Raw genomic sequence first — 23,269 nt, forward strand, 5'->3', positions numbered from 1 at the left:
TGTCAGACCCCCGCAGCTGCCAGCTCGGCGGCCCGCTCGGCCGCGCCGTCCATGGTGTCGACCCGCTGGATCAGCGGGTTGGCCGCGCCGTCGAGGATCGCCCGACCGGCCTCGGCGTTGTTGCCGTCGAGACGGACGACGAGCGGCTTGGTGGCCTTCTCGCCGCGCTGCTCCAGCAGCGCCAGCGCCTGCACGATGCCGTTGGCGACCGCGTCGCACGCGGTGATGCCGCCGAAGACGTTGACGAAGACGCTCTTGACCGACGGGTCGGACAGGACGATCTCCAGGCCGTTCGCCATCACCTCGGCGCTCGCGCCGCCGCCGATGTCGAGGAAGTTGGCCGGCTTGACGCCGCCGTGCCGCTCGCCCGCGTACGCGACCACGTCGAGCGTGGACATGACCAGGCCCGCGCCGTTGCCGATGATGCCGACCTCGCCGTCGAGCTTGACGTAGTTGAGGTCCTTGGCCTTGGCGGCCTGCTCCAGCGGGTCCACCGACGCCTGGTCGACCAGGGCCTCGTGGTCCGGGTGCCGGAACGCGGCGTTCTCGTCCAGCGTGACCTTGGCGTCCAGGAGCAGCAGCTTGCCGTCCTTGGTGGTGGCCAGCGGGTTCACCTCGACGAGCGTGGCGTCCTCGGCGACGAACGCCTGCCACAGCTTCACCGCGACGTCGACGACCTGGTCGGCGACCTCGGCCGGGAATCCGGCCGCGGTGACGATCTCCCGGGCCTTCGCCTCGTCGACGCCGGTGTTGGCGTCGATCGGAGCCTTGACGACCTTCTCGGGCGTCTCGGCGGCGACCTGCTCGATGTCCATGCCGCCGGCCACGCTGGCGATGCAGAGGAAGGTGCGGTTCGCCCGGTCGAGCAGGTAAGAGAAGTAGTACTCCTCGGCCACGTCCGCGGTCACGGTGATCATGACCTTGTGGACGGTGTGACCCTTGATGTCCATGCCGAGGATGTCGGTGGCCCGGGCCACCGTCTCCTCCGCGCCCTCGGCCAGCTTCACGCCGCCGGCCTTGCCGCGGCCACCGACCTTCACCTGCGCCTTGACGACCACCCGACCGCCGAGGCGTTCGGCGATCGCGCGGGCCTCCTCCGGGGTAGTGGCGACGCCGCCGGCGAGCACGGGCAAGCCGTGCCGCTCGAACAGGTCCCGCCCCTGGTACTCGTACAGGTCCACGTTTGCGCGTCCCGTCCCGTCTCCGCGGCGCGCCGTCGCGCCGCCACCAGCGTTGGAAAATCAGTTTGACGCCTGTCATCAGAAGAGACAGGCCATTTGCCGCAGCCTAACGAGATGGGAACCGGCGGCAACCGAGCGGGTGCGGGGTGTGCGGTAATGCACAGCCCTCTTCGGCCGGCACCGGTTTCCGGCGGCGCCGGCACGCGGCGGCGGCCGCGGTTGTCAGCCGTCCGGGGGATGTGCCGGACCGGGCGTAACCGCCGGTCGGGGGCGTCGTTGAGTGTGATGTCGGAGCGCTGGTCAAGCGCGACGACGGGAGCGGCCGATGCCCTGTCGGTCGAGGGGTGGCGGCGGGGCATCGTGCATAGAGGGGCCGGGCGTGTGAGGGGTGCGTCCGGCCCCTCCCCCGTGCCCGGAGCCGCAGATGCGGCGGGTCAGCCGACCGGCTGGGCCACGTTCTCCCGCACCCATTCGACGATCGACCCGGTGGTCGCGCCGGGGGTGAAGATCTTCGCGACGCCGAGCCGCTCCAGCTCCGGCAGGTCGGCCTCGGGGATGATCCCGCCGCCGAACACCACGATGTCGGTGGCCTCGCGCTCGGCGAGCAGTTCGAGTACGCGCTTGAACAGCGTCATGTGCGCGCCGGAGAGCACGGACAGGCCGACCGCGTCCGCGTCCTCCTGGATGGCGGTCTCCACGATCTGCTCGGGCGTCTGGTGCAGGCCGGTGTAGATGACCTCCATGCCCGCGTCGCGCAGGGCACGCGCGACGACCTTCGCGCCCCGGTCGTGGCCGTCCAGGCCGGGCTTCGCGACGACGACCCGGATACGAGAGCTCATCTGCGCACACCTTTCACCAGGACTCCTGACCTGAACGAACGGTAACCCGGCGGAGCGGGGGGCGGAAAGCGGGGCCCGGACCGTCCCACGCCCGGGCTACCCTCCTACCGCTCAGGCGCGGACGCGGAAAGCCGGACACCTCCGCCGATCGGTCACTGTCCGCGACGAATGGACAGTCGGAGGCCCATCCGACCGGCGGCACGAGACATGACAAGCCAGGATGGAAACGGACATAACGAATCGCCAGTTCGGCGCTTCGGCTTGTGACAGGAGTGGCAGTTGGCTAACGTGTCCACGGTTGTCATCAGGTCCACGGACGGGTGACGACGCGACACCGGAGGTTCCACCGAGCTTCACCGAACGGTCCGGAGTCGCATCGGATCCCCGACAACGGAGGGTGTGCGTGCGCCAGCGCCTGTCGTCTGAGCCCGATCGCTATCGCGGCCGCCGTCGCGTACCCACCCCCCCGCGGAGCCGCTACGCGGCGGTGGTCACCACCGCGTTCGTCGGCGCCGGCATCGTCGCCATCGGCGCGAACGCCCTTCCTGACGCCAAGAGCGTCAACCCCTCGGTCCTCGACGAGCTCCGGCAGGCCTCGGTCGCCAGCCAGGACGCGGCGGCCCGTGCCGACAGCGCCGACCGCGCGTCCCGGTCCGACCGCACCGACAGCAAGATCACCGAGCAGGACCCGTGGCTCCTGCCGCTGCACGGCTACGACTTCAAGTCCCCCTACGGCATGCGCTGGGGCAAGCTGCACACCGGCATCGACCTGGTCGCGCCGGAGGGCACGCCGTACAAGGCGGTCCACGCCGGGACGGTCACCAAGGCGGGCTGGTTCGGCGGCTACGGCTACGCGGTGATCGTGAAGCACTCCGACGGCACCGAGGCCATCTACGGCCACTCCTCCGCCGTGTCGGTCAAGGAGGGCCAGGAGGTGAAGGCCGGCGACCAGCTCGGCCTGGTCGGCAACACCGGCCACTCCTACGGCTCCCACCTGCACCTGGAGATCCATGTCAAGGGCCAGCCGCAGGACCCGGTGGCGTTCCTCAAGGAGCGCGGAGTGGACATCCAGCTCGAAATCGAAGCGATTTACGGCGACGTAGCCGCCTCCTGACGCTCAGTACGCCCCGTCACCGCCCGGATCACACGATCCGGGCGGTTTCGTTTGGCGGAAGTCTGCCACGTCACACCCGCCGGTGTGAGCGGGACCACATCGGTAGGTGATCGTCTTCGCCGATGAACCGCCCGTCCGGTCCGCAACCGGGCACGCCGCGACGGCCCGCAGCCATTGCTCCGGCCACCCGATACCCGCCACCACCTGCGCCGACACCAGTATTTCGTGGTCACGTGCCCCTCGACTGGTGAAGGATCCCGTGCAGCACAGCAGCCCCACCCCGGACAACGCTCCCGCCCGGCACCGGCGTCCGCGCCGCGCCCGGCGCACCGCATACGTGGTCACCGGCGCGGTGGCCCTGCTCGGCCTCGGCATCGGCGGCGTGGTCACCGTCGCCGACCGGTCCGCGCCGACGCCGGCCGCCGTCGACCTCGGCGTACAGGCCCGCGTCGACGACGCGGCCCGCGCCGACCGCTCGGCCCGCGAACCGATCACCCCGTCCGCCGTCCCGGCCAGCCCCGCGCCGACCCCGAGCGCGACCACCCCGGCACCGAAGAAGACGGCCACCGCCAAGCCCAAGCCGAAGAAGACCGTGGCGAAGAAGGCGGTGGCGAAGAAGCCGACCTGGGTCATCCCGATGAAGGGCGCGGACATCACGTCCTGCTACGGGCCCCGCTGGGGCACCCAGCACGCCGGCATCGACTTCGCCATGCCGGCCGGCACCCCGATCCACGCCGCCGCGGCGGGCACCGTGGTCAAGGCCGGCGACGTGGGCGACGGCTACGGCATCTCGGTCTTCATCGACCACCACAACGGCTACCTGACCCACTACGCCCACCAGAGCCGGCTCGCCGTCGCCGTGGGCGACAAGGTCACCGCCGGTCAGGTCATCGGCTACGAAGGCTCCACCGGCGACTCCACCGGCCCGCACCTGCACTTCGAGGTGCACCAGGGCGCCATGTGGAACCAGATCGACCCGGCGCCGTTCCTGCGCGCACGGGGCATCGACGTGGCCTGCTGACCGCGCCACGACAGGGGCAGGGCCCGGTCCGGCCACGAGCCGGACCGGGCCCGCTCACGCTCAGAGCTTGTCGATCGGGGCGTGCCGCAGCACCAGCCACATCGTCTGGTCGCCGAAGTCGATCTGCGCCCGGGCGCCCGGCCCGGCCCCCTCCACCGCCAGCACCCGGCCCAGGCCGTACCGCTGGTGGTTGACCCGGTCCCCGGCCGAGACCTTCGGGGCCTGCTTCAGCTCACTCGCCGTGGACAGCCGGCTGGCGTCCACGCCCAGCCGCTTCGCCAGCTCGGTCGCCTTCGGCGTGCCGCCGGCGAAGCCGCCGCGGCCCAGGCGGTCCGCCCGGCCGCCGACGCCGCCGCCCCCGCCACCCCACGAGGTGTACGACCCCTCGGTGCGCTCCCAGCGGACCAGCTCCGGCGGCAGCTCCTCCAGGAACCGCGACGGCGGGTTGTACGCGGGCGCGCCCCACGCCGACCGGGTCACCGCGCGGGACAGGTAGAGACGCTGGCGGGCCCGGGTGATGCCCACGTACGCCAGCCGCCGCTCCTCCTCCAGCTCCCGGGTGTCGCCGAGCGAGCGCAGGTGCGGGAAGACGCCGTCCTCCAGGCCGGTCAGGAAGACCACCGGGAACTCCAGGCCCTTGGCGGTGTGCAGCGTCATCAGCGTGACCACGCCCTGGTGGTCCGGGTCGTCGGAGGGGATCTGGTCGGCGTCGGCGACGAGCGCCACCTGCTCCAGGAACCCGGCCAGGGTGGCCCGCTCGTCCTCGGCGCCGAGCGCCTCGATCCGTTCGGTGTACTCCCGGGCGACGCTCACCAGCTCCTGGAGGTTGTCCACCCGGCCGGCGTCCTGCGGGTCGAGGCTCTCCTCCAGCTCGGCCAGGTAACCCGAGCGGGTCAGCACCGCCTCCAGCACCTCCTCCGGCGTGCCGGTGGCGGCCAGCTCCCGCGCCGCGTCGAGCAGCGCGACGAACTCGGCGATGCCGTTCGCGGCCCGGGTGGAGATGCCGGGTGCGTCCTTGGCCCGGCGCAGCGCGGCGCCGAAGGAGATGCGGTCGCGCGCGGCCAGCGCCTCCACGCACGCCTCGGCCCGCTCGCCGATGCCCCGGCGCGGGGTGTTCAGGATCCGCCGCAGGCTGACCGTGTCGTCGTCGTTCACCACCGCGCGCAGGTACGCGAGCGCGTCGCGGACCTCCTTGCGCTCGTAGAAGCGCACCCCGCCGACCACCTTGTAGGGCAGGCCGACCCGGATGAACACCTCCTCGAACACGCGGGACATGGCGTTGGTGCGGTAGAAGACGGCCACGTCGCCCGGGCGGGTGTCGCCGTCGTCGACCAGGCGGTCGATCTCGCGGGCGACCCAGTCGGCCTCGGCGTGCTCGGTGTCGGCGACGTACCCGACGATCTGCTCCCCGGCCCCGGCGTCGCTCCACAGCCGCTTCGGCTTGCGCGAGGTGTTGCGGTCGATGACCGCGTTCGCCGCGTTGAGGATGGTCTGGGTCGAGCGGTAGTTCTGCTCCAGCAGGATCGTGCGGGCGTCGGTGAAGTCCCGCTCGAACTCCAGGATGTTGCGGATGGTCGCGCCGCGGAACGCGTAGATCGACTGGTCGGCGTCGCCGACCACGCACAGCTCGGCCGGCGGGATCCCCTCGGTCCCGGAGACCAACTCCTTGATCAGCACGTACTGGGCGTGGTTGGTGTCCTGGTATTCGTCGACCAGCACGTGCCGGAACCGCCGCCGGTAACTCTCCGCCACGTGCGGGTGCGACTGGAGCAGGTGCACCGTGGTCATGATCAGGTCGTCGAAGTCCAGCGCGTGCGCCTCGCGCAGCCGCCGCTGGTAGAGCGTGTACGCCTCGGCGAGCGCCCGCTCGTTCGGCCCCTTGGCCCGGCCGGCGAACTCCTCCGGGTCGACCAGCTCGTTCTTCAGGTTCGACACCTGGGCGGCCAGACCCCGGGCCGGGTAGCGCTTCGGGTCCAGGTCCAGCTCGCGGGCGACCATCTGCATCAGCCGGCGCGAGTCGTCCGCGTCGTAGATCGAGAACGTCGACTTCAGGCCGGCGTGCTCGTGCTCGGCCCGCAGGATGCGTACGCACGCGGAGTGGAACGTCGACACCCACATCATCCGGGCGCGCGGGCCGACGAGCGCGGCCACCCGCTCCTTCATCTCGCCGGCGGCCTTGTTGGTGAAGGTGATCGCGATGATCTCGCCGGGATGCACGTCCCGGGCGGCGAGCAGGTAGGCGATCCGGTTGGTCAGCACCCGGGTCTTGCCGGAGCCGGCGCCGGCCACGATGAGCAGCGGGGAGCCGGCGTGGGTCACCGCGTCCCGCTGGGGGCCGTTCAGGCCGTCGAGGAGGGCCTGCGGGTCCGACCCGGGGGCCCCGGGGCGGCGCGGCGGGGTCGGCCGGGACTCCGGCGCAGGCGGGGACGCGGGGATGTCGAAGAGAGGATGCATCGCAGTCCGAGTCTATGCCGTCGGCCGGACACTTCCCCGCCCGCGCGGCCGGTCGGCGCCCGGCGGCACGTCTCACCTGTTGGTGCGTCTTCTTGCGCGCCCGCCCGGGTGGTCGGCATACTCGACGACGTGTTCGATCAGCGCTTCTACTTTTACTACGGCACCGGGAGTCCGGCAGCCGTGGGTCGCGCCTGATCACAGACCTACGAAACGCCCCGGGCTCGGAGAGCCCGGGGCGTTTCCGTCCCGGGATCCGGGTACCGGGCCCGAGCCCCGAGAGGGACGACGATGATGACTGACGTGGTGGAGTCCAGCGGCAGCCCGGCGCGCAACGGCCGGCCGGCCGACGCCGACCCGAGCGGCGCCGCGGCGTCCCGGACCGGCACCGACGACGCGACGGCCGCCGAGCGGATCGGTGAGATCCGGCGGCGGATCGACGAGATCGACAGCACGCTCATCGCGCTCTGGCAGGAGCGGGCCGCGCTCTCCCAGGAGGTCGGCGCGACCCGGATGGCCTCCGGTGGGACCCGGCTCGTGCTCTCCCGCGAACGGGAGATCCTGGAGCGGTTCCGGGCCGAGCTCGGCGCGGACGGCACCCAGCTCGCGCTCCTGCTGCTGCGCGCCGGTCGCGGCCCGCTGTGACGCCGTGACGCCCCCGGATACGACGAACCGCCTGCCGGCGTCGAGTTGACGCCGGCAGGCGGTCCGGTTCGGGTCAGGCCGCGTCGTGGGTGACGACGATCTCCCGCTTCTCCGCGAAGTGGCAGGCGCTCGGGTGGTCCGAGCCCGGCCGGATCTGGAGCAGCGGCACCTCCTGGGCGCAGACGTCCTGCGCCTTCCAGCACCGGGTCCGGAACCGGCAGCCCGAGGGCGGGCTGACCGGCGAGGGGACGTCGCCCTGGAGCCGGATGATCGCCTTGCTCTCGCGCACCGTCGGGTCGGGCACCGGCACCGCCGACAGCAGCGCCTGGGTGTACGGGTGGGTCGGACGCTCGTAGATCTCGTCCTCGGTGCCGATCTCCACCATCTTGCCCAGGTACATCACCGCGACCCGGTCGGAGAGGTGACGCACCACCGACAGGTCGTGGGCGATGAAGACGTACGACAGGCCGAACTCGCCCTGGAGCTTTTCCAACAGGTTCATCACCTGCGCCTGGATGGAGACGTCCAGCGCCGACACCGGCTCGTCGCAGACGATCACCTCGGGCCGCAGCGCGAGCGCCCGGGCGATGCCGATGCGCTGCCGCTGGCCGCCGGAGAACTGGTGCGGGTACCGGTTGATGTGCTCCGGGTTGAGGCCGACCAGGTCGAGCAGCTCCTTGACCTTGGTGCGCCGGCTGCCGCGCGGAGCCACCTCGGGGTGGATCTCGAACGGCTCGCCGATCAGGTCACCCACCGTCATCCGGGGGTTGAGCGAGGTGTACGGGTCCTGCATCACCAGCTGGATCTGCCGGCGCAGCCGCCGCAGCGCGCCACCGGAGAGCTTGGAGATGTCCTGGCCCTTGTAGAGCACCTGGCCGCCGGTCGGCTTCTCCAGGTTCATCAGCACCCGGGCCAGCGTGGACTTGCCACAGCCGGACTCGCCGACCACGCCGAGCGTCTCGCCGGCCTTGAGGTCGAAGGAGACGCCGTCGACCGCCTTGACGTGGCCGATGGTCTTCTTGAACACCACGCCCCGGGTCACGGGGTAGTGCTTGACCAGGTCACGAACCTCGATGATGTTCTCAGTCACGGTTCACCAGTTCCTCGGCGAAGTGGCAGGCGCTGGCCCGGCCGTTGCCCAGTTGCAGCAGCGGCGGGACCTTCTCCCGGCACACCGGCTGCGCCATCGGGCAGCGCGGGTTGAACGCGCAGCCCGGCGGGATGTTCATCAGGTTCGGCGGGAGGCCCTTGATCGTGCGGAGCTCCTGGCCCTTCTCGTCCATCCGCGGGATCGAGTTGAGCAGGCCGAGCGTGTACGGGTGTGCCGGCTTGCGGTACAGGTCGTAGACGTCGGCTTCCTCGACGATCCGGCCGGCGTACATGACCGCGATCCGGTCCGCGACGTCGGCGACCACGCCGAGGTCGTGGGTGATCAGGATCATGCCCATCTGCCGTTCCCGCTGGAGCTCACCGAGCAGGTCCATGATCTGGGCCTGCACGGTCACGTCCAGCGCGGTGGTCGGCTCGTCGGCGATCAGCACCTCGGGGTCCAGCGCCAGCGACATGGCGATCATGGCGCGCTGCCGCATACCGCCGGAGAACTGGTGCGGGTAGTTGCTGAACCGGCCCTTGGCGTTGGGGATCTTCACCTGGTCGAGCATCTCGATCGCGCGCTTCTTGGCGTCCGAGCGGCTCATGCCGCGCCGGATGCGGAACTGCTCGGCGATCTGGAAGCCGACTGTGAAAACCGGGTTGAGGGCCGAGAGCGAGTCCTGGAAGATCATGGCGATGCCCTCGCCCCGGATCCGCCGCCGCTGTTCGGGGGACATGGTGAGCATGTCCTTGCCGTGGAAGCGGACCTGGCCGCCGGTGACGAACCCGGGCGGGGTGTCCAGGATGCCCATGATGGTCTGCGCGGTGACGCTCTTGCCGGAGCCCGATTCGCCGAGCACGGCGAGGGTCTCCCCCGCGTCGACGTGGTACGTGACTCCGTTGATGACCTTGGCGACGCCGTCCCGGGTACGGAACTCCACCCGAAGGTCGTCGACCTCGAGCAGCCGGCCCGAGGGGCGACCGGATCCGTCGGCGCCCGGCGCGGACTGCTCGGACACGAGAATGTCGGACAACTCAGTTCCCCTATCGAAGCTTCGGGTCGAGGGCCTCGCGGACCGCCTCGCCGAGCATGACGAAGCTCAGCACTGCGGCGACGAGGAACGCGGAGGGGAAGAACAGCAGGTACGGCGAGACCCGGATGTAGTTCTGCGCCTCGCTGATCATGATGCCCCAGGAGACGACCGGGCTCTTCAGGCCGATGCCCAGGAACGAGAGCGTGGCCTCCGCGCCGATGAACGAGCCGACCATGATCGTGCCGTAGACCAGAAGCGGGGCCAGGCAGTTCGGCAGCAGGTGCTTGAGGATGATCCGGCCGGTGCTGGCGCCGAGCGCGCGGGCCGCGACGATGTAGTCGGCCTCCTTTGTGGCGAGCACCGAGGAGCGCATCAGCCGCATCACCACCGGCCAGCTCAGCACGCTCAGGGACAGGATGACCAGGCCCATGATCGTCCACTCGCCGTTGTCGGTGCCGGAGCCGTTGAACGTGGTCAGGATGACGATCGAGCCGAGCACGAACGGCAGGCCGAAGAAGATGTCCGCGACACGGGACAGCAGCGCGTCCACCCAGCCGCCGCGGTAGCCGGCGATGATGCCCATCGTGCCGCCGACGAGCAGCGTCAGGACGGTGGAGACCACTGCGACCACGATCGAGGCGCGGGCGCCGTAGATGACCCGGGCGTAGACGTCGCGGCCCTGCACGTCGTAGCCGAACCAGGCGGCCGACGACGGCTCGACCCGGCTGCGGTCCAGCGAGCCGTTGACCGCGTCGCCGGAGGTGAACAGCCACGGGAAGGCCGCCATCACGAGGAAGATCAGGATGATCGTCGCCGAGATCCAGAACAGCGGCTTGCGGCGCAGGTCGATCCAGGCGTCACCGAGCAGGCCACGCGGCTTGTTCTGCTTCGCGCTCTCCGGCAGGCCCGCGTTGGTGGGCGCGCCCGACCCCGCCTCGGTGGGCATGGTCGCGGGCGGCGTCGACACGATCGACGCGGTATTCGGGTCACTCATGCCCGTACCTCGCTGCGCTCGGCGCGGGCGTGGTTACCCGCGCAGACTGCTGGGACGTTTCGTACGCTGCGGCGGTCACTCATAGCGGATCCTCGGGTCGAGGGCGGCGTAGAGCAGGTCCACCACCAGGTTCATGATGAGATAGACGAGCACCAACACCACGACGATGCCGACAACGGTAGCGCTCTCCTTGGTGACGATCGAGCGGAGCACCTGACGGCCGATGCCGTTGATGCCGAAGATGCCCTCCGTCACGATCGCGCCACCCATCAGCGCGCCGAGGTCGGTGCCGAGCAGGGTGACCACCGGGATGAGCGAGTTGCGCAGCAGGTGCACGCCGACCACGCGGCGCATCGGGAGGCCCTTGGCGATCGCGGTGCGGACGTAGTCGGCACGCCGGTTCTCGGCGATGCTCGTACGCGCCACCCGGGCGATGTACGCCATCGATGCGCTTCCGAGCACGAAGCCCGGCACGATCAGTTCACTGAACCGCATCTCGTTGGACACGGTCGGGTTGATGATGCCCCACTTCACACCGAGCAGCCACTGCAGCACGAAGCCGATGACGAAGACCGGGAGGGCGATCAGGAAGAGGGTGGAGACCAGGACCAGGTTGTCCAGGAAGCCGTTGCGCCGCAGGCCGGTGAGGATGCCGGCGCCGAGACCGATCACGGCCTCGATGGCGAGGGCGACCACCGCCAGCTTCAGGGTGTTCGGGTACGACGTGGCGATGATGTCGCTGATCTCGCGACCGCCGAACGTGATACCGAAGTCACCCTGCAGAAGGTTCTTCATGTAGCTGGCGTACTGCACCCAGATCGACTCGTCGAGGTTGTACTTCTCGGTCATCATGGCGCGGTAGTTCGGCGGGCAACCGCGGTCGCCGCACTTGCCGGCGAAGGGGTCACCGGGCACTGACCAGACGAGCCAGTAGATCAGGAACGTCGTACCGATGAACACCGGCACGAGTTGCAGCAGCCGTCTCAAGAGATAACGGCCCATGGGGTGGTCCTCCAGACAGGGAGCGCCGGGGCGGGCCGGCGCGGCGGCGACAACGTTGCGAGGGGTTCGTTGTACACCCCCTCGCGGAACGGCCCCGGGTCGGGCTCACCGGTAGGCGAGCCCGACCCGGGGTCAGAGCGTTCGGATCAGAGCTCGACCGAGGTGATGTCGAGCTCGCCGACGTTGGTCAGCTCGAGCTTCTTGATCTTCTCCGAGTGGCCGGACTGCTGGCCACCGAAGTAGATCGGCATCGACGGAACGTCCTGGTCGATCAGCTTGACGGCCTCAGCGAACTTCTTGTGGGCCTCCTCGATGCTGGGGGCCGCGGTGGCCTCCTTCGAGAGGGCGTCCACCTGCGGGTTGCTGTACTTGCCGTCGTTCGAGGAACCACCGGTGACGTAGAGCGGGTTGATCCAGTTCTCCACGTCCGGGTAGTCCTGCTGCCAGCCGGCCCGGTACGCGCCGGTCATCTTGTAGGCGTTGATGTTGGCGCGGAAGACCGCGAAGGTCGGCACGCCGACGGCGACCGCGTCGATGCCCAGGTTGGTCTTGATCTGCTGGGCGACGGCCTCCATCCACTCCTTGTGGCTGGCGTCCGCGTTGTACGACAGGGTCAGCTTGCCCTGGAAGCCACCGGACTCGGCGTAGAGCTTCTTGGCCTCGGCCACGTCGAACTTGCAGGCGGTGCAGTTGCCCGGCTCGGCGCCCGGGGTCAGCGGGTTGGCCCAGCTGTCGGCCGGCTTACGGGTACCGAAGAAGATCTTGTCGGTGATCGCCTGCCGGTCGATGGACAGCGAGATCGCCTTGCGCAGCTTCGGGTTCTGGAAGCGCTTGTCGTAGATCGGGAAGGCGATGATGCCGGTCGACGGGGTGGTCGAGGACATGGCCCGCTCGGCCAGGTCGGTCTTCCACTTGTCACCGGCCAGCGCGGAGACCGGAACCTGCTGCTGGAAGTCCAGGTTGCCGGCGAGCAGGTCGTTGTAGGCCGCCGTGTCGTCCTGGTAGATCTTGACGGTGACGTCCTTGATCTTCATCTTGTCGCGCAGGCTGTAGTCGTCGAAGCGGGTCAGCTTGATCTCGACGTCGTCCTGCCAGGAGACGAGCTTGACCGGGCCGTTACCGATCGGCTTCTTGCCGAACTCCGCCGGGGTGGTGGAGAAGAAGGCGTCCGGCAGCGGCACGAAGGCGCTGTAGCCGAGCTTGGTCGGGAACACGGCGGTCGGCGCGTTCAGCGTGACCTCGAAGTTCCAGTCGTCGACGACCTTGAGGCCGGACATGTCCTTGGCCTTGGGCTCCGGGGCCTTCTGCGGGCCGTCCGGGCCGTCCGGGTCCTCGGTGTAGACCTCGTCGAAGCCCTGGATGTCGGAGAAGAAGGAGGCGTTCTGCGCGCCGTTCGGGCCGTACGCCGCCCAGTTCCAGGCCTTGACGAAGCTCTCGGCCTTGACGGTGGTGCCGTCGTGGAACTTGGTGTTCTGCTTGATCTTGATCTTGAAGACCTTCGAGTCGCTCGTCTCGATCGACTCGGCGAGCAGGTTCTGCGGCGCCCCACCGTTGTTGGGGTACTCGACCAGACCGCTCCACATCCAGTCGATGATCGCGCCGCCACCGGTCTCGGTGGTGTTCGCCGGAACCAGGGGGTTCTCCGGCTGGGTACCGTCGATGACGATCGCGCCGTCCGAGCTGGCGCCGGCGTCGCCACCGTCGTTGTTCCCGCTGGAGCAGCCGGACGCGACGAGCGCGAATGCCGCGCCCACCGCGAGCGCGCCGCTCGCCCGCTTCGAGACTCTCATTCCGAGGGGCCTCCTCTTTCTTAACCTGGTTCCGTCGTGGGTTTCACGCACGTTTGGGGGTGACACCACCGGCGACCCGGACAAGCCGGACGTCGGTTTACCGCAGAGGATTTCGGGACACCCCAGGGGTACCGATCCGCCGGGCGCCACACCTTGGACGTGGGCACCGCGCAGGGTCGACAACCACGCGGCGACGCTGGTGGCGGCGTCCACGTGGTCGGCAGGCCCGACGAGATGCCTCACACCGGGGGGTGAGGTGCTGCCACTGTGACACCCACCGGCCCTTTCCGTGAAGGTGCCGTTATCAAGACGTTAGTTGCCCGCCACGTTGCCGATACTTGAGAAAAGATCACAAAGCGTACGGACGATAGGGCCCTGAACAGGCAAGACGGGCACATGGAGGTTGACGGGCATCCCTGCCGCCCGCATGCGCTGTGACGTGGACCGCGCCCGCTCCGGGCCGTCAACGGGCGCACGGCTGCGGCTTTTTTGTCCGTCCGGAGGATACCGACGTCGACTGTGCGGACAACAACGACCCCCCGGGGGGACGATGCCTCCCAGGGGGTCGCCGAGCGACGTGAGCTCAGACCAGGCGGCGGTCGGCAGCCCAGCGGGACAGCTCGTACCGGTTCGACATCTGGAGCTTGCGCAGGACGTTGGAGACGTGCGTCTCGACCGTCTTGATCGAGATGTACAGCTCCTTGGCGATCTCCTTGTAGGCGTACCCGCGGGCGAGCAGCCGGAGCACCTCGCGCTCCCGGTTGGTGAGCTGGTCCAGCTCGGGGTCGGCCACCGGCGCGTCCGGCCGGGACGCGAACGCGTCAAGCACGAACCCGGCCAGCCGGGGGCTGAACACGGCGTCCCCGTCGGCCACCCGGCGGATCGCGTCGGTCAGCTCCTCCGGGGAGATCGTCTTGGTGACGTAGCCCCGCGCGCCGGCCCGGATCAGCCCGATCACGTCCTCGGCGGCGTCGGACACGCTCAGCGCGAGGAACCGCACCTGTGGGTGGGTACGCCGCATCGCCTCCAGCACCGCGCGGCCGCCGCCGTCGGGCATGTGCACGTCGAGCAGCACCACGTCCGGCGCGGTGGCCGCGATCCGGGTCACCGCCTCGGCCACCGAGCTGGCCTCGCCGACCACCTCGACCCGCGCGCCCAGCTCGGCGCGCACGCCGGCCCGGAACATCGCGTGGTCGTCGACGAGGAAGACCCGCAGCGGCCCGCGCGGCGCCGTGCCCTCGACCGGTTCCTGCTCGGACATGTCACCTGTCCCTTTCCGCCGTGGAGCCGGAGCCGCTGATCGGCAGGATCAGCCGGACCTCGGTCCCTTCTCCCGGCTCGGACCGGATCTCCGCCCGGCCGCCGTGCCGCTTCATCCGCCCGATGATCGATCCTCGGACGCCGTGCCGGTGATTCTCCACCGTATCCGGGTCGAAGCCCTTGCCCCGGTCCCGGACGAAGACGCTCACCTGCTCCGGCTCCACCTCGGCGTAGAGCGACACGGTCTGCACACCGGCGTGCCGGGCCGCGTTGACCAGGGCCTCCCGGGCGGCGGCCACGAGCGCGCCGACCCGCTCGTCGGTCTCCCGGTCGCCGACGACCACCGCCTCGACAGTGATGGCGAACGTGTCCTCCACCTCGGCGGCGGCCTGCTCCAGCGCGGCCGCGAACCGCTCGGTCGGCGAGGCGGTCGGCTTGTAGAGCCAGTTGCGCAGCGAGCGCTCCTGGCCACGGGCCAGCCGCTGCACCGTCTTGACGTCGCTGGCGTTGCGCTGGATCAGGGCCAGCGTGTGCAGCACCTGGTCGTGGACCATGGCGGCCAGCTCGGCCCGCTCCTGCTCGCGGATGCGTCCCTCCCGCTCCGAGCGGAGCTGGTTCCAGGTCCGCCAGAGCACTGGGCCGGTCACCACGCCGACGCCGGCCAGCCCGACCAGCGCGAAGATCACGCCGTTGAGCACCGCGTCGAAGTTCTGCGCCGGCGAGTAGACGGCCGCCACGCCGATGATGCCGACCGCGACGAGCACGCCGCCGCCGATGAAGCGCAGCACGAACGCGCGCCGGTCGGTCTCCTCCACCACCGCGCCCAGCCAGGGCACCGCCGCGTCGCCCCACTGCCGGCGCCGCTCCGGCCCGGACTGGTGCCAGATGACGCCCGCGCCGACCGCGATGATCGCCACCAGCCAGCCGGCGGTGCCGGCCGCGCCCACCGAGTTGAAGGCGAAGACCTGCAACAGCAGTACGCCCAGCCCGATCGCCACGAACGGCAGCAGCTGGGTCAGGTCACGGCGCGGCGGGACGGCGGTGTCGCCGGGGCGGGGTGGCACCACCGCCCAGAAGGCGGCGTACAGCAGCAGCCCGAGGCCGCTGAGCCCGAGCAGGACCATGAACGCCATCCGCACCCGCAGCACCGGGATGCCCAGGTGCTCGGCGATGCCCGCGGCCACCCCGGCGGCCAGCCGGTGCTCGGTGGCCCGGTAGAGGCGCGGGGCGTGCGGGGCAGGGGTGCTGCTGATCGGAAACTCCCAGGTCGAGATGGAGAGGGCGGCGGCGCCGACGCTCAGATCGTCACACGGCGGCGACGTCCCGGACCACGGGGACGCCCCGGACTTTCGCCACCGGCGGATCTCAGGGTGGGGTCAGGGTCGGGTCCTGAGGCAGTCCGGGCGGCCGGGCAAGCAGTATCGGAGGCATGACCGAGGACGCTGCCCGTCCGCCCCGCCCCTGGGCGGCAGCACAGGACGCCCCGCCGCCGCCCCCACCGGGGTCGGCGCCCCCCACCGACCACGCGACCACGCCGCCCGGCGGCGAGCCGTTCACCGGCCCGCCACCCGGGGGGTACGCCCCGCCGCCGGGTGCCGCCGGCTTCACCACCCGGTACGGGCTGGTGCGCCCTCGCGAAGGCCGCTACCTGGCCGGGGTGTGCGCCGCCATCGGCCGGGCCACGAACACCGACCCGGTGCTGTGGCGCGTGCTGCTGGCCGTGCTCGGCTTCTTCGGTGGCATCGGCATCATCGTGTACGTCGCCGGCTGGCTGATCATCCCCGGCGAGGGCGACACCGCTTCCCCGGTGGAGGCCATGCTCGGCCGCGGCCGGTCCAGCATGTCCCCGATCACCGTGATCGTGCTCGGCATCGTGGTGGCGCTCGGCTTCGCCTACGTCGTCACCGACGGGTTCCGGGCCATCCTGCTGGGCGCGGTGATCCTGATCGGCGGCGCGCTGCTGCTCAACCGCGAGCAGCGCGGCCCGGGGCAGCGGCCGGCTCAGCCGGCTCAGCCGGCACCGCCGCCCGGCCCGGTGCCGGGTCCGGTGCCGCCGGTGGCCTGGCCCGCGCCGCCGGCCCCCGGCACGTGGACCGCGGGGGCCGCCGGGCCGCCGTGGACCGCCGCGCCGCCGGTCGGTACCACGCCACCGGTACGCCCCGAAGCAGCGTCGTACGCCGCCCACGCCGAGCCCGGCTACCCGCCGGCCGGCCGCACCGAGCCGGGCTATCCCCCGGCGCCCGCCTCCGAGCCCGGCTACCAACCGGCGTCCCCGTCCGGCCCGGGCCACCCGGCGACGCCGGGACGCGAGCCGGGCCTGCCGGAGGCCGGGACGAGCTACCCGACGCTCCCGGCGCCGGGCTGGCCCGCCGCGGCCGGCACCCGGCCGGGCTGGTCCGAGCCGACGACCGCCGCGATGCCCCCGGTGAGCGGTCCGGTCGCGGACACCGCCACCTGGCCGGCCTACGGCGCGGCGCCCTCCTGGCCGGGTGCGCCGGGCACCGGCGCCCCGCTGGGTGAGCCGGCCGCCGTGCCGCCCCCCGCGCCGGTGGGCGCGCCGCTGCCGCCCGGCGGATACCGCCCGCCGTTCGCCCCGCACGGCCCGTACGCCGGGTCGCCGCCCTCGCCACCGCCGGGCCGGCCGCCGCGACCGCCGAAGCGGCCCAAGGAGCGGTCCCCGCTCGGCGCGATCACGTTCTCGCTGATCTTCCTGGCGCTGGGCGTGGTGGCCATGCTCGACCTGCTCGACGTCTTCCCGGTCGGCGCCGCCGGCTACTTCGCCGCGGTGCTCGCCACCATCGGCCTCGGCCTGCTCGTGGGCACCTGGTTCGGCCGGGCCCGCTGGCTCATCGCCCTCGGCCTGGTGACCGCGGCGGCGCTCGGCATCGCCACCGTCGCCGAGTCCTACGACCGGGTGCGCGGCATCGACGGCAACGTCACCTGGGCGCCGACCGACCTGCGCGACCTGGCCGACCGGTACGAGAACAACCTCGGTGACGCCGTACTCGACCTGCGTGGGATCAACTTCGACAAGCAGGACGTGCAGGTGACCCTCGACGTGAACCTCGGCAACGCCACAGTGGTCGTACCGCCGGACGTGGACGTGACAACCGTCGCCGAGGTGAACGCCGGTGACGCCTCGGTCTTCGGCAAGCGCAGCGGCGGGCTCGGCAACCGCCAGTGGGAGAGCACCGACACCGGCGCCGACGGCCCCGGCGGGGGCAAGCTGCGCCTCTACATCCACGTGAACGCCGGCAAGCTGGAGGTGACCCGATGAAGGCGCACCGCACCGACATCGTGTCGTTCGCTTTCGGACTCGTCTTCCTCGGCCTGTCCGTCTGGTGGCTGCTGGCCCGCATCCTCGGGCTGTCCGTACCTCCGGTCGGCTGGTTCCTGGCCGGCGGCCTGGTCCTGATCGGGTTGCTCGGGCTGATCGGCGCGCTGCGCTCGGGGCGGGCCGCGGAGCAGCCCGCGCCGCCGGAGGCGACGGTCTCCGCGCCGTACCGGGACGACAGCCCGGCCGGCGACGGCGAGACGACGTCCGACGTGGCCGACGAGTGGGCCACCGAGGCGACGACCGACGACGCGGGGCCCGCCACCCGCGAGATGCCGGCGGTGGACCCGCCGGCGGACGAGACACGCGAGGAACGGCGTACGCCGGGCGACCCGGCCTGACCGCGCCACTGCGGGGCCCTCGGAACGCGGCCTATGCTGGTCGGCGGAGATCTCGCCTCCGCCGGCCGGCCCGCGCACCCGACCACGCCGGAGCCGCCGGCCGGGTCGCCGGAGAGCCGCCGCCCGTCCGTCCGCTACCTCGTCAGGAGCCCGCCCGACATGACCCAGTCCCCCGCCGTGCGCGTCACCGGTCCCTCCGGTGCGGTCCGCATCGGCGAGCGCGCCGCCCGCACGCTCGTCAGCGAGTTCGCCCGGCGTAACGACCCGAAGGCCGGCCTGCTGGTCGGCGCGACTCCGGAGTCCGCGGTGCTGGCCGCGGCGATCGAGGCGCTGCTACCCGGCGACCGGCTCACAGTGGTGCCGGCGGAGGGCGCCGCGGCGGCCGCGCTGCGGGAGCACGTCACCGCGCAGGGCCGTTGGGTCGCCGACCGGGTACGGGTGGTCGACACCCTCGCCGAGGCGGACGCCGCCGCCGTGGTGGTCGTCGCCGAGCCGTTCACCGGCACCGCCGAGCAGGCGCGTGCCGCTGTGGACGGGCTGACGAAATACCTGGCCGACGGCGCGGTGCTGAGCGTCGCCGCGCCGCTGTTCCGCACCGAGGGCGCGGACGGCGAACTGGACCGGCAGGGCGTGCTGCACGGCGTCCGCACCGACCTGGTGCTGCGCAACACCCCGCCGGTACGCGTGCACCACCTGCGGTTCACCCCGGCGCCGGTCGCGCTCGCGGCCTCGCTGTCCCCGGCGTACCGGCCGTCGAGCGTGCCGCTGACCCGGGGCATGCACATCGACTCGAACGGGGTGGCCGCCGCCGGCATCACGCTCGGCCTGGCCGCCCTGGCCCGGGCCGCCCGCCCGAAGTCGAAGCTCTGGCTGCTGCCGGCGCTGGCCGCCGCGCCGGTGGCCGCGTTCTTCCGGGACCCGGAGCGGGACGTGCCGGAGGACCCGTCGGCAGTGGTCGCCTCGGCGGACGGCCAGGTGCTCTCCGTGCAGCGCCTGCAGGACGAGCGCTTCGGCGACGGTGAGTGGCTGCGGATCGCGGTGTTCCTGTCCGTGCTGGACGTGCACGTCAACCGCGCCCCGGTGGCCGGCAAGGTGGTCGACTACTTCGTCGCCGACGGCGGGTTCGTCAACGCCATGAAGCCTGATGCCGAGCACAACGTGGCGGCGTACACGGTGCTGGACACCGACCACGGCACCGTGGTCGTGGCGCAGCGCACCGGGCTGATCGCCCGTCGGATCGTGCAGCGGGCGCCGGTCGGTTCGCTGCTGGCCCGGGGTGAGCGCTTCGGCCTGATCCGGTTCGGCTCGCGTACCGACGTCTACCTGCCGGCCGACGCGGCGGACCCGCTGGTCGGTCCGGGCGACAAGGTGGTCGGCGGCGCGACGGTGATCGCCCGCTGGCGCTGAACGCCGGACACGAAGAAGGGGCGCCGCTGCGGCGGCGCCCCTTCTTCGTTCTCGGATCAGGCGGTACGGCGCTGGTGCAGCCAGAGCAGCGGCCCGCTGACCAGGTAGCCCACCACCACGAGGGCGAACGTGAGCCGGATGTCGACGAGCGCGCCGATCACCGGGGCCAGCCAGAGCCACGGCGGCAGCTTCAGCAGCCGGGCGAGCTTGGCGTACGGGAAGCTCGACACCATGGCGAAGGCGAGCAGCGCCACGCCGGCCACCATCACCAGGCCGGGGACCGGCACGCCGATGGCCACGGTCAGGGCGAGCACTGCCGCCGCCATGGTGGTCGGCACACCGCAGAAGAAGCGGCCGTCCTTCGGCGAGACGTTGAACCGGGCGAGCCGGATCGCCGCGCAGGCGGCGACGAGCGCGCAGGAGACCGCGGCGGCCGCCGGGGGCACCGAACCGGCCAGCGAGGCGTAGACCACCACCGGCGCGGCGAGGCCGAAGGAGCACATGTCGGCGAGCGAGTCCATCTGCGCGCCGAACGGGCTGGCCACGCCGAGCTTGCGGGCCAGCGCGCCGTCGAGGCCGTCGAACGCGACGCACGCGATCAGGCAGATCGCGGCGATCTGCACGTCACCGCGCATGGCCAGGAAGATGGCCAGCATGCCGAGCATGAGGCTGCTCAGCGTGCACGCGTTGACGAGCGCGAACTTGACCCGGCGGGCGGCGGTGCGCTCACCCGGCAGGAGCGGGATCGACATCGCCGATGACTCGTCGTCGACCGGGGCGGCCGGGGCGAGCGCCGGGCTGACCGGGCGTACCACCTCGATGTCGGTGTCGAGCCGGCCGTAGCGGAGACGCTGGCGGTCTGCGTAACGGTGGTCGGGGGTGACCAGGTCGGTCCCCGGAACGGCCGCGCCGTCCCGGCGGCCCACCCGGACCAGCAGCACCTGGCGGGCGAACGTGCTGCTGCGGCGCAACCGGCCCGCCCAGCGACGCCCTGCGGGGCGCGGACTGTCAGTCGTACGACGCCGGCGCCATGGGGCTCTCGGCACGTTTCCTCCATCACCGGATCGGCTGGCCGCCCTCGACGGGGCGGGTGTCCGGCTGTCTCGTGCCGGACCTTTCGGGTCCGGCAGCCCTTTTGCGGAGTACACCATTGCACAGGGAACAGGGGCTTGGCGATAGCTGCCGGCGGTACTTATATCTCCCTTAACCGCACGAACCGCTCAATCATTCCCATCTCGGGCTTCAACGTCCGTTTTTGTCGGCCAACCCTTCCTTCCGACTGTACCGGAGGTCACCCAGGGCGGCTCGGCGAGCGATTCACCTCACCCGCTGCCCGGTGGCGCGGGCCGCCACGTCGGTCATCGACAGGCCGCCGACCTGCTCCGGCGCGAACCAGGCCGCCCGGGCGGTGGAGCCACCGGCCAGCTCGGTCACCACCGCCTCGGTCGGCGCGTCCACGCGTACCCGGTAGATCACCCGGATGCCGTGCCAGTCCAGCGGCCGGCCCTCCGGGCCGAGCGCGGCCGGGTTGTGCAGGTTGTCCACCGCCATCAGGTCGACCACCCGGCCCAGCTGTCCGGCCTCCTCGACCAGCTCACGCAGCAGCCCGGTGGCCGGCTGCTCGCCGTGGTCGGTGCCGCCGCCGGGCAGGTGCCAGCGGCCCGCGCCCGGGTAGCCGTCGGCGATCATGGTGAGCAGCACCCGGTCGGCCGGATCGGTGACCAGCCCGTACGCGGCGAAGCGCTGCCGTCGGTCGACGGCCGGCCCGGCCGGGTCGACGGGCAGCCCGCGGGGCATGTCGGCCGGCAGCGGAGTCACCGGCAGGCCGAGCAGCTCGGCGGTGAACACCATCAGCGGGAGGCCCGCCGCCTCCTCCGGGGTGAACCAGCCCACCTCGTCGGTGCCGCCGGCGGGCTCGGGTCGCAGCCGCCCGCCGCGCGCCTCGACGTCGAAGATCAGCCGGTCGGTGTGCATCGCGACGTTCTCGGCGCGGAACGCGGTCACGTCGGCGACGGCGGCCCGGATCGCGCCGGGCGCGACGGTCAACCCGGTCTCCTCGGCGAACTCGCGGACCACCGCGTCGGCCGGGTGTTCCGCGTGCTCGACGCCACCGCCGGGCAGCTGCCACACCCCCGGGTACGGGCACTGCGCCGAGCCACGCGCCAGCAGCACCCGCCCCTCGGAGTCCCGCAGCATCCCGTACGCCCCGACCCGCCGCTGCTGCTCCACCCGCACCACTCCCCCGCACCCGAGCGCCCCACTCCGTCGATCATGAGGTTAGCGGTACCGCGGCGGACATTTCCCGCCGTCAACTTCATGATCGCCGGAGTGGGGCGCGGGTGTGAGCGGGTCGGGTGGGTCTAGAGGAGATGGGCGGCCTGGACCGCCTCGGCGGTCACCTCGGTGAGGCGGTCGGTGGGCAGGGCGCCGAGTTCCTCGCGCCGGAACCAGCGGGCTTCGCAGGTGGAGCCGCCGACGTCGGCCACCGTGGGCGGCGCCGGCTGGTCGACCACAACCCGGTAGAAGGCGCGTACGCCGTGCCAGTCGATCGGGTAGCCCTCCGGGCCGAGCGAGGCGGCGTCCCGGTGGCTGGCCACGCCGAGCAGCTCGACCAGGCGGCCGGTCTGCCCGGTCTCCTCGACCAGCTCCCGGATCAGCGCCGCGCCCGGCTGCTCGCCGTAGTCGGTGCCGCCACCGGGCAGGTGCCAGCAACCGGCGCCCGGGTAGCCGTCGGACACCCGGGTCAGCAGCACGCGCTCCTCCGGGTCGGTCACCACCGCGTACGCGGCGAAGCGCTGCGCCCGGTGCAGCCCGTCCGGGCCGGGCACGGCGTAGAACGAGGGGAACTCGGGCACCTCCTCCGGCACGATGTCGTCGGTGGAGGTGGGCAGGCCCAGCGCACGCGCGGTGAACGACCGCAGCGGCAGCTCCCGGGCCTCGTCGAGGGTGAACCAGCGGGCCAGGTCGGTCGGGCGGTCGATCCGCTCGGTGAGCGTCCCGCCGCGTACCGAGACGGTGTAGAGGAGGCGGTCGGTGTGGATCGTGATGCGCCGCTCGGGCAGGGCCCGCATGTCGGCGAGCACGTCCTGGAGGCCGGCGACGGCGACCGAGAGCCCGGTCTCGGCCGCGGTCTCCCGGACGACTGTGTGCTTGGGGTCCTCACCGTGGTCGACCGCTCCTCCGGGGAGCGACCAGGTGCCGGGGGTGCCGGAGCGCTCCGATGCGCGGACCAGCAACACTCGGCCGTTTGAATCAGCACAAACTGCGTATGCCGCGATCCTGCGGAGCGGCTCCAGCGAGGTGGTCACGGGATCAAATTCTCCCCGGAGCGGGTTACCGGGATCGAAAAGAGTCAGATTCCTGACTCTTCGCTGGCGTCTCAGGGACGCATCAGGGTAGGGCTCCGGGCGGTCACCGAGGTCGCCCGCCGCGGCGCGCGGGACCGTGGAGACATGACCTCTCCGAATCCCTCCCACGCCCCGTACAAGCAGCTCCGCCGCCCGATCAGCGACCGCATGATCGCCGGCGTGGCGAGCGGCCTCGGCCGCTACTTCGCCGCCGACCCCACACTGATCCGGGTGATCTTCGCGACCGCCACGGTGCTCACCGGCGGGCTCGCCGCGCTCGCGTACCCGATCATGTGGTTCCTGATGCCCGAGGAGCCGGCCGGCGCGCCCGCCTGGCCGCACCCGCCGGGCACCGCGCCCGGGTGGCCGCCGGTCCCGCCGACCGGGCCGGACGCCGGACCGCCGCCCGCGGCCTGA

General features: G+C 71.8%; 20 protein-coding genes. 7 read left to right on the forward strand and 13 right to left on the reverse strand.

Annotated elements, in window-relative coordinates; all coding sequences use genetic code 11:
- Positions 1 to 2 precede the first annotated feature (2 nt).
- On the reverse strand, positions 3 to 1,181 hold the full coding sequence (gene sucC / locus HA073_RS18360; RefSeq protein WP_043328357.1) for an ADP-forming succinate--CoA ligase subunit beta: 1,179 nt from the start codon (positions 1,179 to 1,181) through the stop codon (positions 3 to 5).
- A 434-nt stretch (positions 1,182 to 1,615) separates the two neighbouring features.
- Positions 1,616 to 2,020, reverse strand: a complete 405-nt coding sequence (locus HA073_RS18365) for a cobalamin B12-binding domain-containing protein (protein WP_030501512.1) — start codon at positions 2,018 to 2,020, stop codon at positions 1,616 to 1,618.
- Positions 2,021 to 2,423: 403 nt separating this feature from the next.
- Between HA073_RS18365 and HA073_RS18370 the strand changes: the two genes are divergently transcribed.
- Together HA073_RS18370 and HA073_RS18375 are read left to right on the forward strand one after the other, a co-directional pair.
- The gene (locus HA073_RS18370) at positions 2,424 to 3,134 is read left to right on the forward strand and encodes a M23 family metallopeptidase (protein ID WP_043328356.1); all 711 of its coding nucleotides are present in this window, start codon (positions 2,424 to 2,426) and stop codon (positions 3,132 to 3,134) included.
- A gap of 259 nt (positions 3,135 to 3,393) precedes the next feature.
- Positions 3,394 to 4,155: a M23 family metallopeptidase gene (locus tag HA073_RS18375; protein ID WP_309228041.1), complete on the forward strand. Its 762-nt coding sequence runs from the start codon at positions 3,394 to 3,396 to the stop codon at positions 4,153 to 4,155.
- A gap of 60 nt (positions 4,156 to 4,215) precedes the next feature.
- On the opposite strand, the gene pcrA is transcribed toward HA073_RS18375, so the two are convergent.
- A complete protein-coding gene (gene pcrA, locus HA073_RS18380; protein WP_064446564.1) occupies positions 4,216 to 6,609 on the reverse strand; it encodes a DNA helicase PcrA in 2,394 nt (797 codons plus the stop codon).
- Between the two features lie 288 nt (positions 6,610 to 6,897).
- On the opposite strand from pcrA, the gene HA073_RS18385 reads away from it, so the two are divergent.
- Positions 6,898 to 7,251, forward strand: a complete 354-nt coding sequence (locus tag HA073_RS18385) for a chorismate mutase (protein ID WP_043328352.1) — start codon at positions 6,898 to 6,900, stop codon at positions 7,249 to 7,251.
- A 73-nt stretch (positions 7,252 to 7,324) separates the two neighbouring features.
- Here the strand turns inward: HA073_RS18385 and HA073_RS18390 are convergent, their stop codons facing one another.
- The 7 genes from HA073_RS18390 to HA073_RS18420 form a co-directional block, all read right to left on the reverse strand.
- Positions 7,325 to 8,341 (reverse strand): ABC transporter ATP-binding protein, encoded by a 1,017-nt coding sequence (locus tag HA073_RS18390; protein ID WP_043328351.1) that lies wholly within the window; start codon positions 8,339 to 8,341, stop codon positions 7,325 to 7,327.
- A complete protein-coding gene (locus HA073_RS18395) occupies positions 8,334 to 9,362 on the reverse strand; it encodes an ABC transporter ATP-binding protein (protein ID WP_043328350.1) in 1,029 nt (342 codons plus the stop codon). The genes HA073_RS18390 and HA073_RS18395 overlap by 8 nt, the downstream gene beginning before the upstream one ends.
- Before the next feature lie 25 nt (positions 9,363 to 9,387).
- A complete protein-coding gene (locus tag HA073_RS18400) occupies positions 9,388 to 10,371 on the reverse strand; it encodes an ABC transporter permease (protein ID WP_043328349.1) in 984 nt (327 codons plus the stop codon).
- Positions 10,372 to 10,446: 75 nt separating this feature from the next.
- Complete coding sequence (locus HA073_RS18405) at positions 10,447 to 11,373, reverse strand: ABC transporter permease (protein WP_013288523.1); 927 nt, start codon at positions 11,371 to 11,373, stop codon at positions 10,447 to 10,449.
- A 146-nt stretch (positions 11,374 to 11,519) separates the two neighbouring features.
- A complete protein-coding gene (locus HA073_RS18410; protein ID WP_043328348.1) occupies positions 11,520 to 13,163 on the reverse strand; it encodes an ABC transporter substrate-binding protein in 1,644 nt (547 codons plus the stop codon).
- Positions 13,164 to 13,746: 583 nt separating this feature from the next.
- Entirely contained in the window at positions 13,747 to 14,424 is a 678-nt protein-coding gene (locus tag HA073_RS18415; RefSeq protein WP_030501521.1) for a response regulator transcription factor, read from the reverse strand.
- Between the two features lies 1 nt (position 14,425).
- On the reverse strand, positions 14,426 to 15,697 hold the full coding sequence (locus tag HA073_RS18420) for an ATP-binding protein (protein ID WP_082930979.1): 1,272 nt from the start codon (positions 15,695 to 15,697) through the stop codon (positions 14,426 to 14,428).
- A 155-nt stretch (positions 15,698 to 15,852) separates the two neighbouring features.
- Between HA073_RS18420 and HA073_RS18425 the strand changes: the two genes are divergently transcribed.
- From HA073_RS18425 to HA073_RS18435, 3 genes are all read left to right on the forward strand, one after another.
- The gene (locus tag HA073_RS18425; protein WP_069087930.1) at positions 15,853 to 17,700 is read left to right on the forward strand and encodes a PspC domain-containing protein; all 1,848 of its coding nucleotides are present in this window, start codon (positions 15,853 to 15,855) and stop codon (positions 17,698 to 17,700) included.
- The gene (locus tag HA073_RS18430; protein WP_043328346.1) at positions 17,697 to 18,098 is read left to right on the forward strand and encodes a hypothetical protein; all 402 of its coding nucleotides are present in this window, start codon (positions 17,697 to 17,699) and stop codon (positions 18,096 to 18,098) included. Before HA073_RS18425 ends, HA073_RS18430 begins: the two co-directional genes overlap by 4 nt.
- 159 nt (positions 18,099 to 18,257) lie before the next feature.
- On the forward strand, positions 18,258 to 19,505 hold the full coding sequence (locus tag HA073_RS18435; RefSeq protein ID WP_043330939.1) for a phosphatidylserine decarboxylase: 1,248 nt from the start codon (positions 18,258 to 18,260) through the stop codon (positions 19,503 to 19,505).
- Positions 19,506 to 19,561: 56 nt separating this feature from the next.
- Here HA073_RS18435 and HA073_RS18440 read toward each other — a convergent pair whose 3' ends face one another.
- From HA073_RS18440 to HA073_RS18450, 3 genes are all read right to left on the reverse strand, one after another.
- Positions 19,562 to 20,476 carry a phosphatidylcholine/phosphatidylserine synthase gene (locus tag HA073_RS18440; RefSeq protein ID WP_043328345.1) on the reverse strand — a complete coding sequence of 305 codons (915 nt, stop codon included), beginning with the start codon at positions 20,474 to 20,476 and terminating at the stop codon, positions 19,562 to 19,564.
- 346 nt (positions 20,477 to 20,822) lie between these two features.
- On the reverse strand, positions 20,823 to 21,734 hold the full coding sequence (locus HA073_RS18445; RefSeq protein WP_166456931.1) for an NUDIX hydrolase: 912 nt from the start codon (positions 21,732 to 21,734) through the stop codon (positions 20,823 to 20,825).
- Positions 21,735 to 21,865: 131 nt separating this feature from the next.
- Entirely contained in the window at positions 21,866 to 22,813 is a 948-nt protein-coding gene (locus tag HA073_RS18450) for an NUDIX domain-containing protein (protein ID WP_043328344.1), read from the reverse strand.
- Between the two features lie 144 nt (positions 22,814 to 22,957).
- Here HA073_RS18450 and HA073_RS18455 point away from each other — a divergent pair, with 144 nt between their 5' ends.
- Positions 22,958 to 23,269 carry a PspC domain-containing protein gene (locus HA073_RS18455; protein WP_166456932.1) on the forward strand — a complete coding sequence of 104 codons (312 nt, stop codon included), beginning with the start codon at positions 22,958 to 22,960 and terminating at the stop codon, positions 23,267 to 23,269.

Origin of the sequence: Micromonospora sp. CMU55-4 (assembly GCF_011602315.1) — a bacterium.
In the GTDB taxonomy this organism is placed as follows: domain Bacteria; phylum Actinomycetota; class Actinomycetes; order Mycobacteriales; family Micromonosporaceae; genus Micromonospora; species Micromonospora chalcea.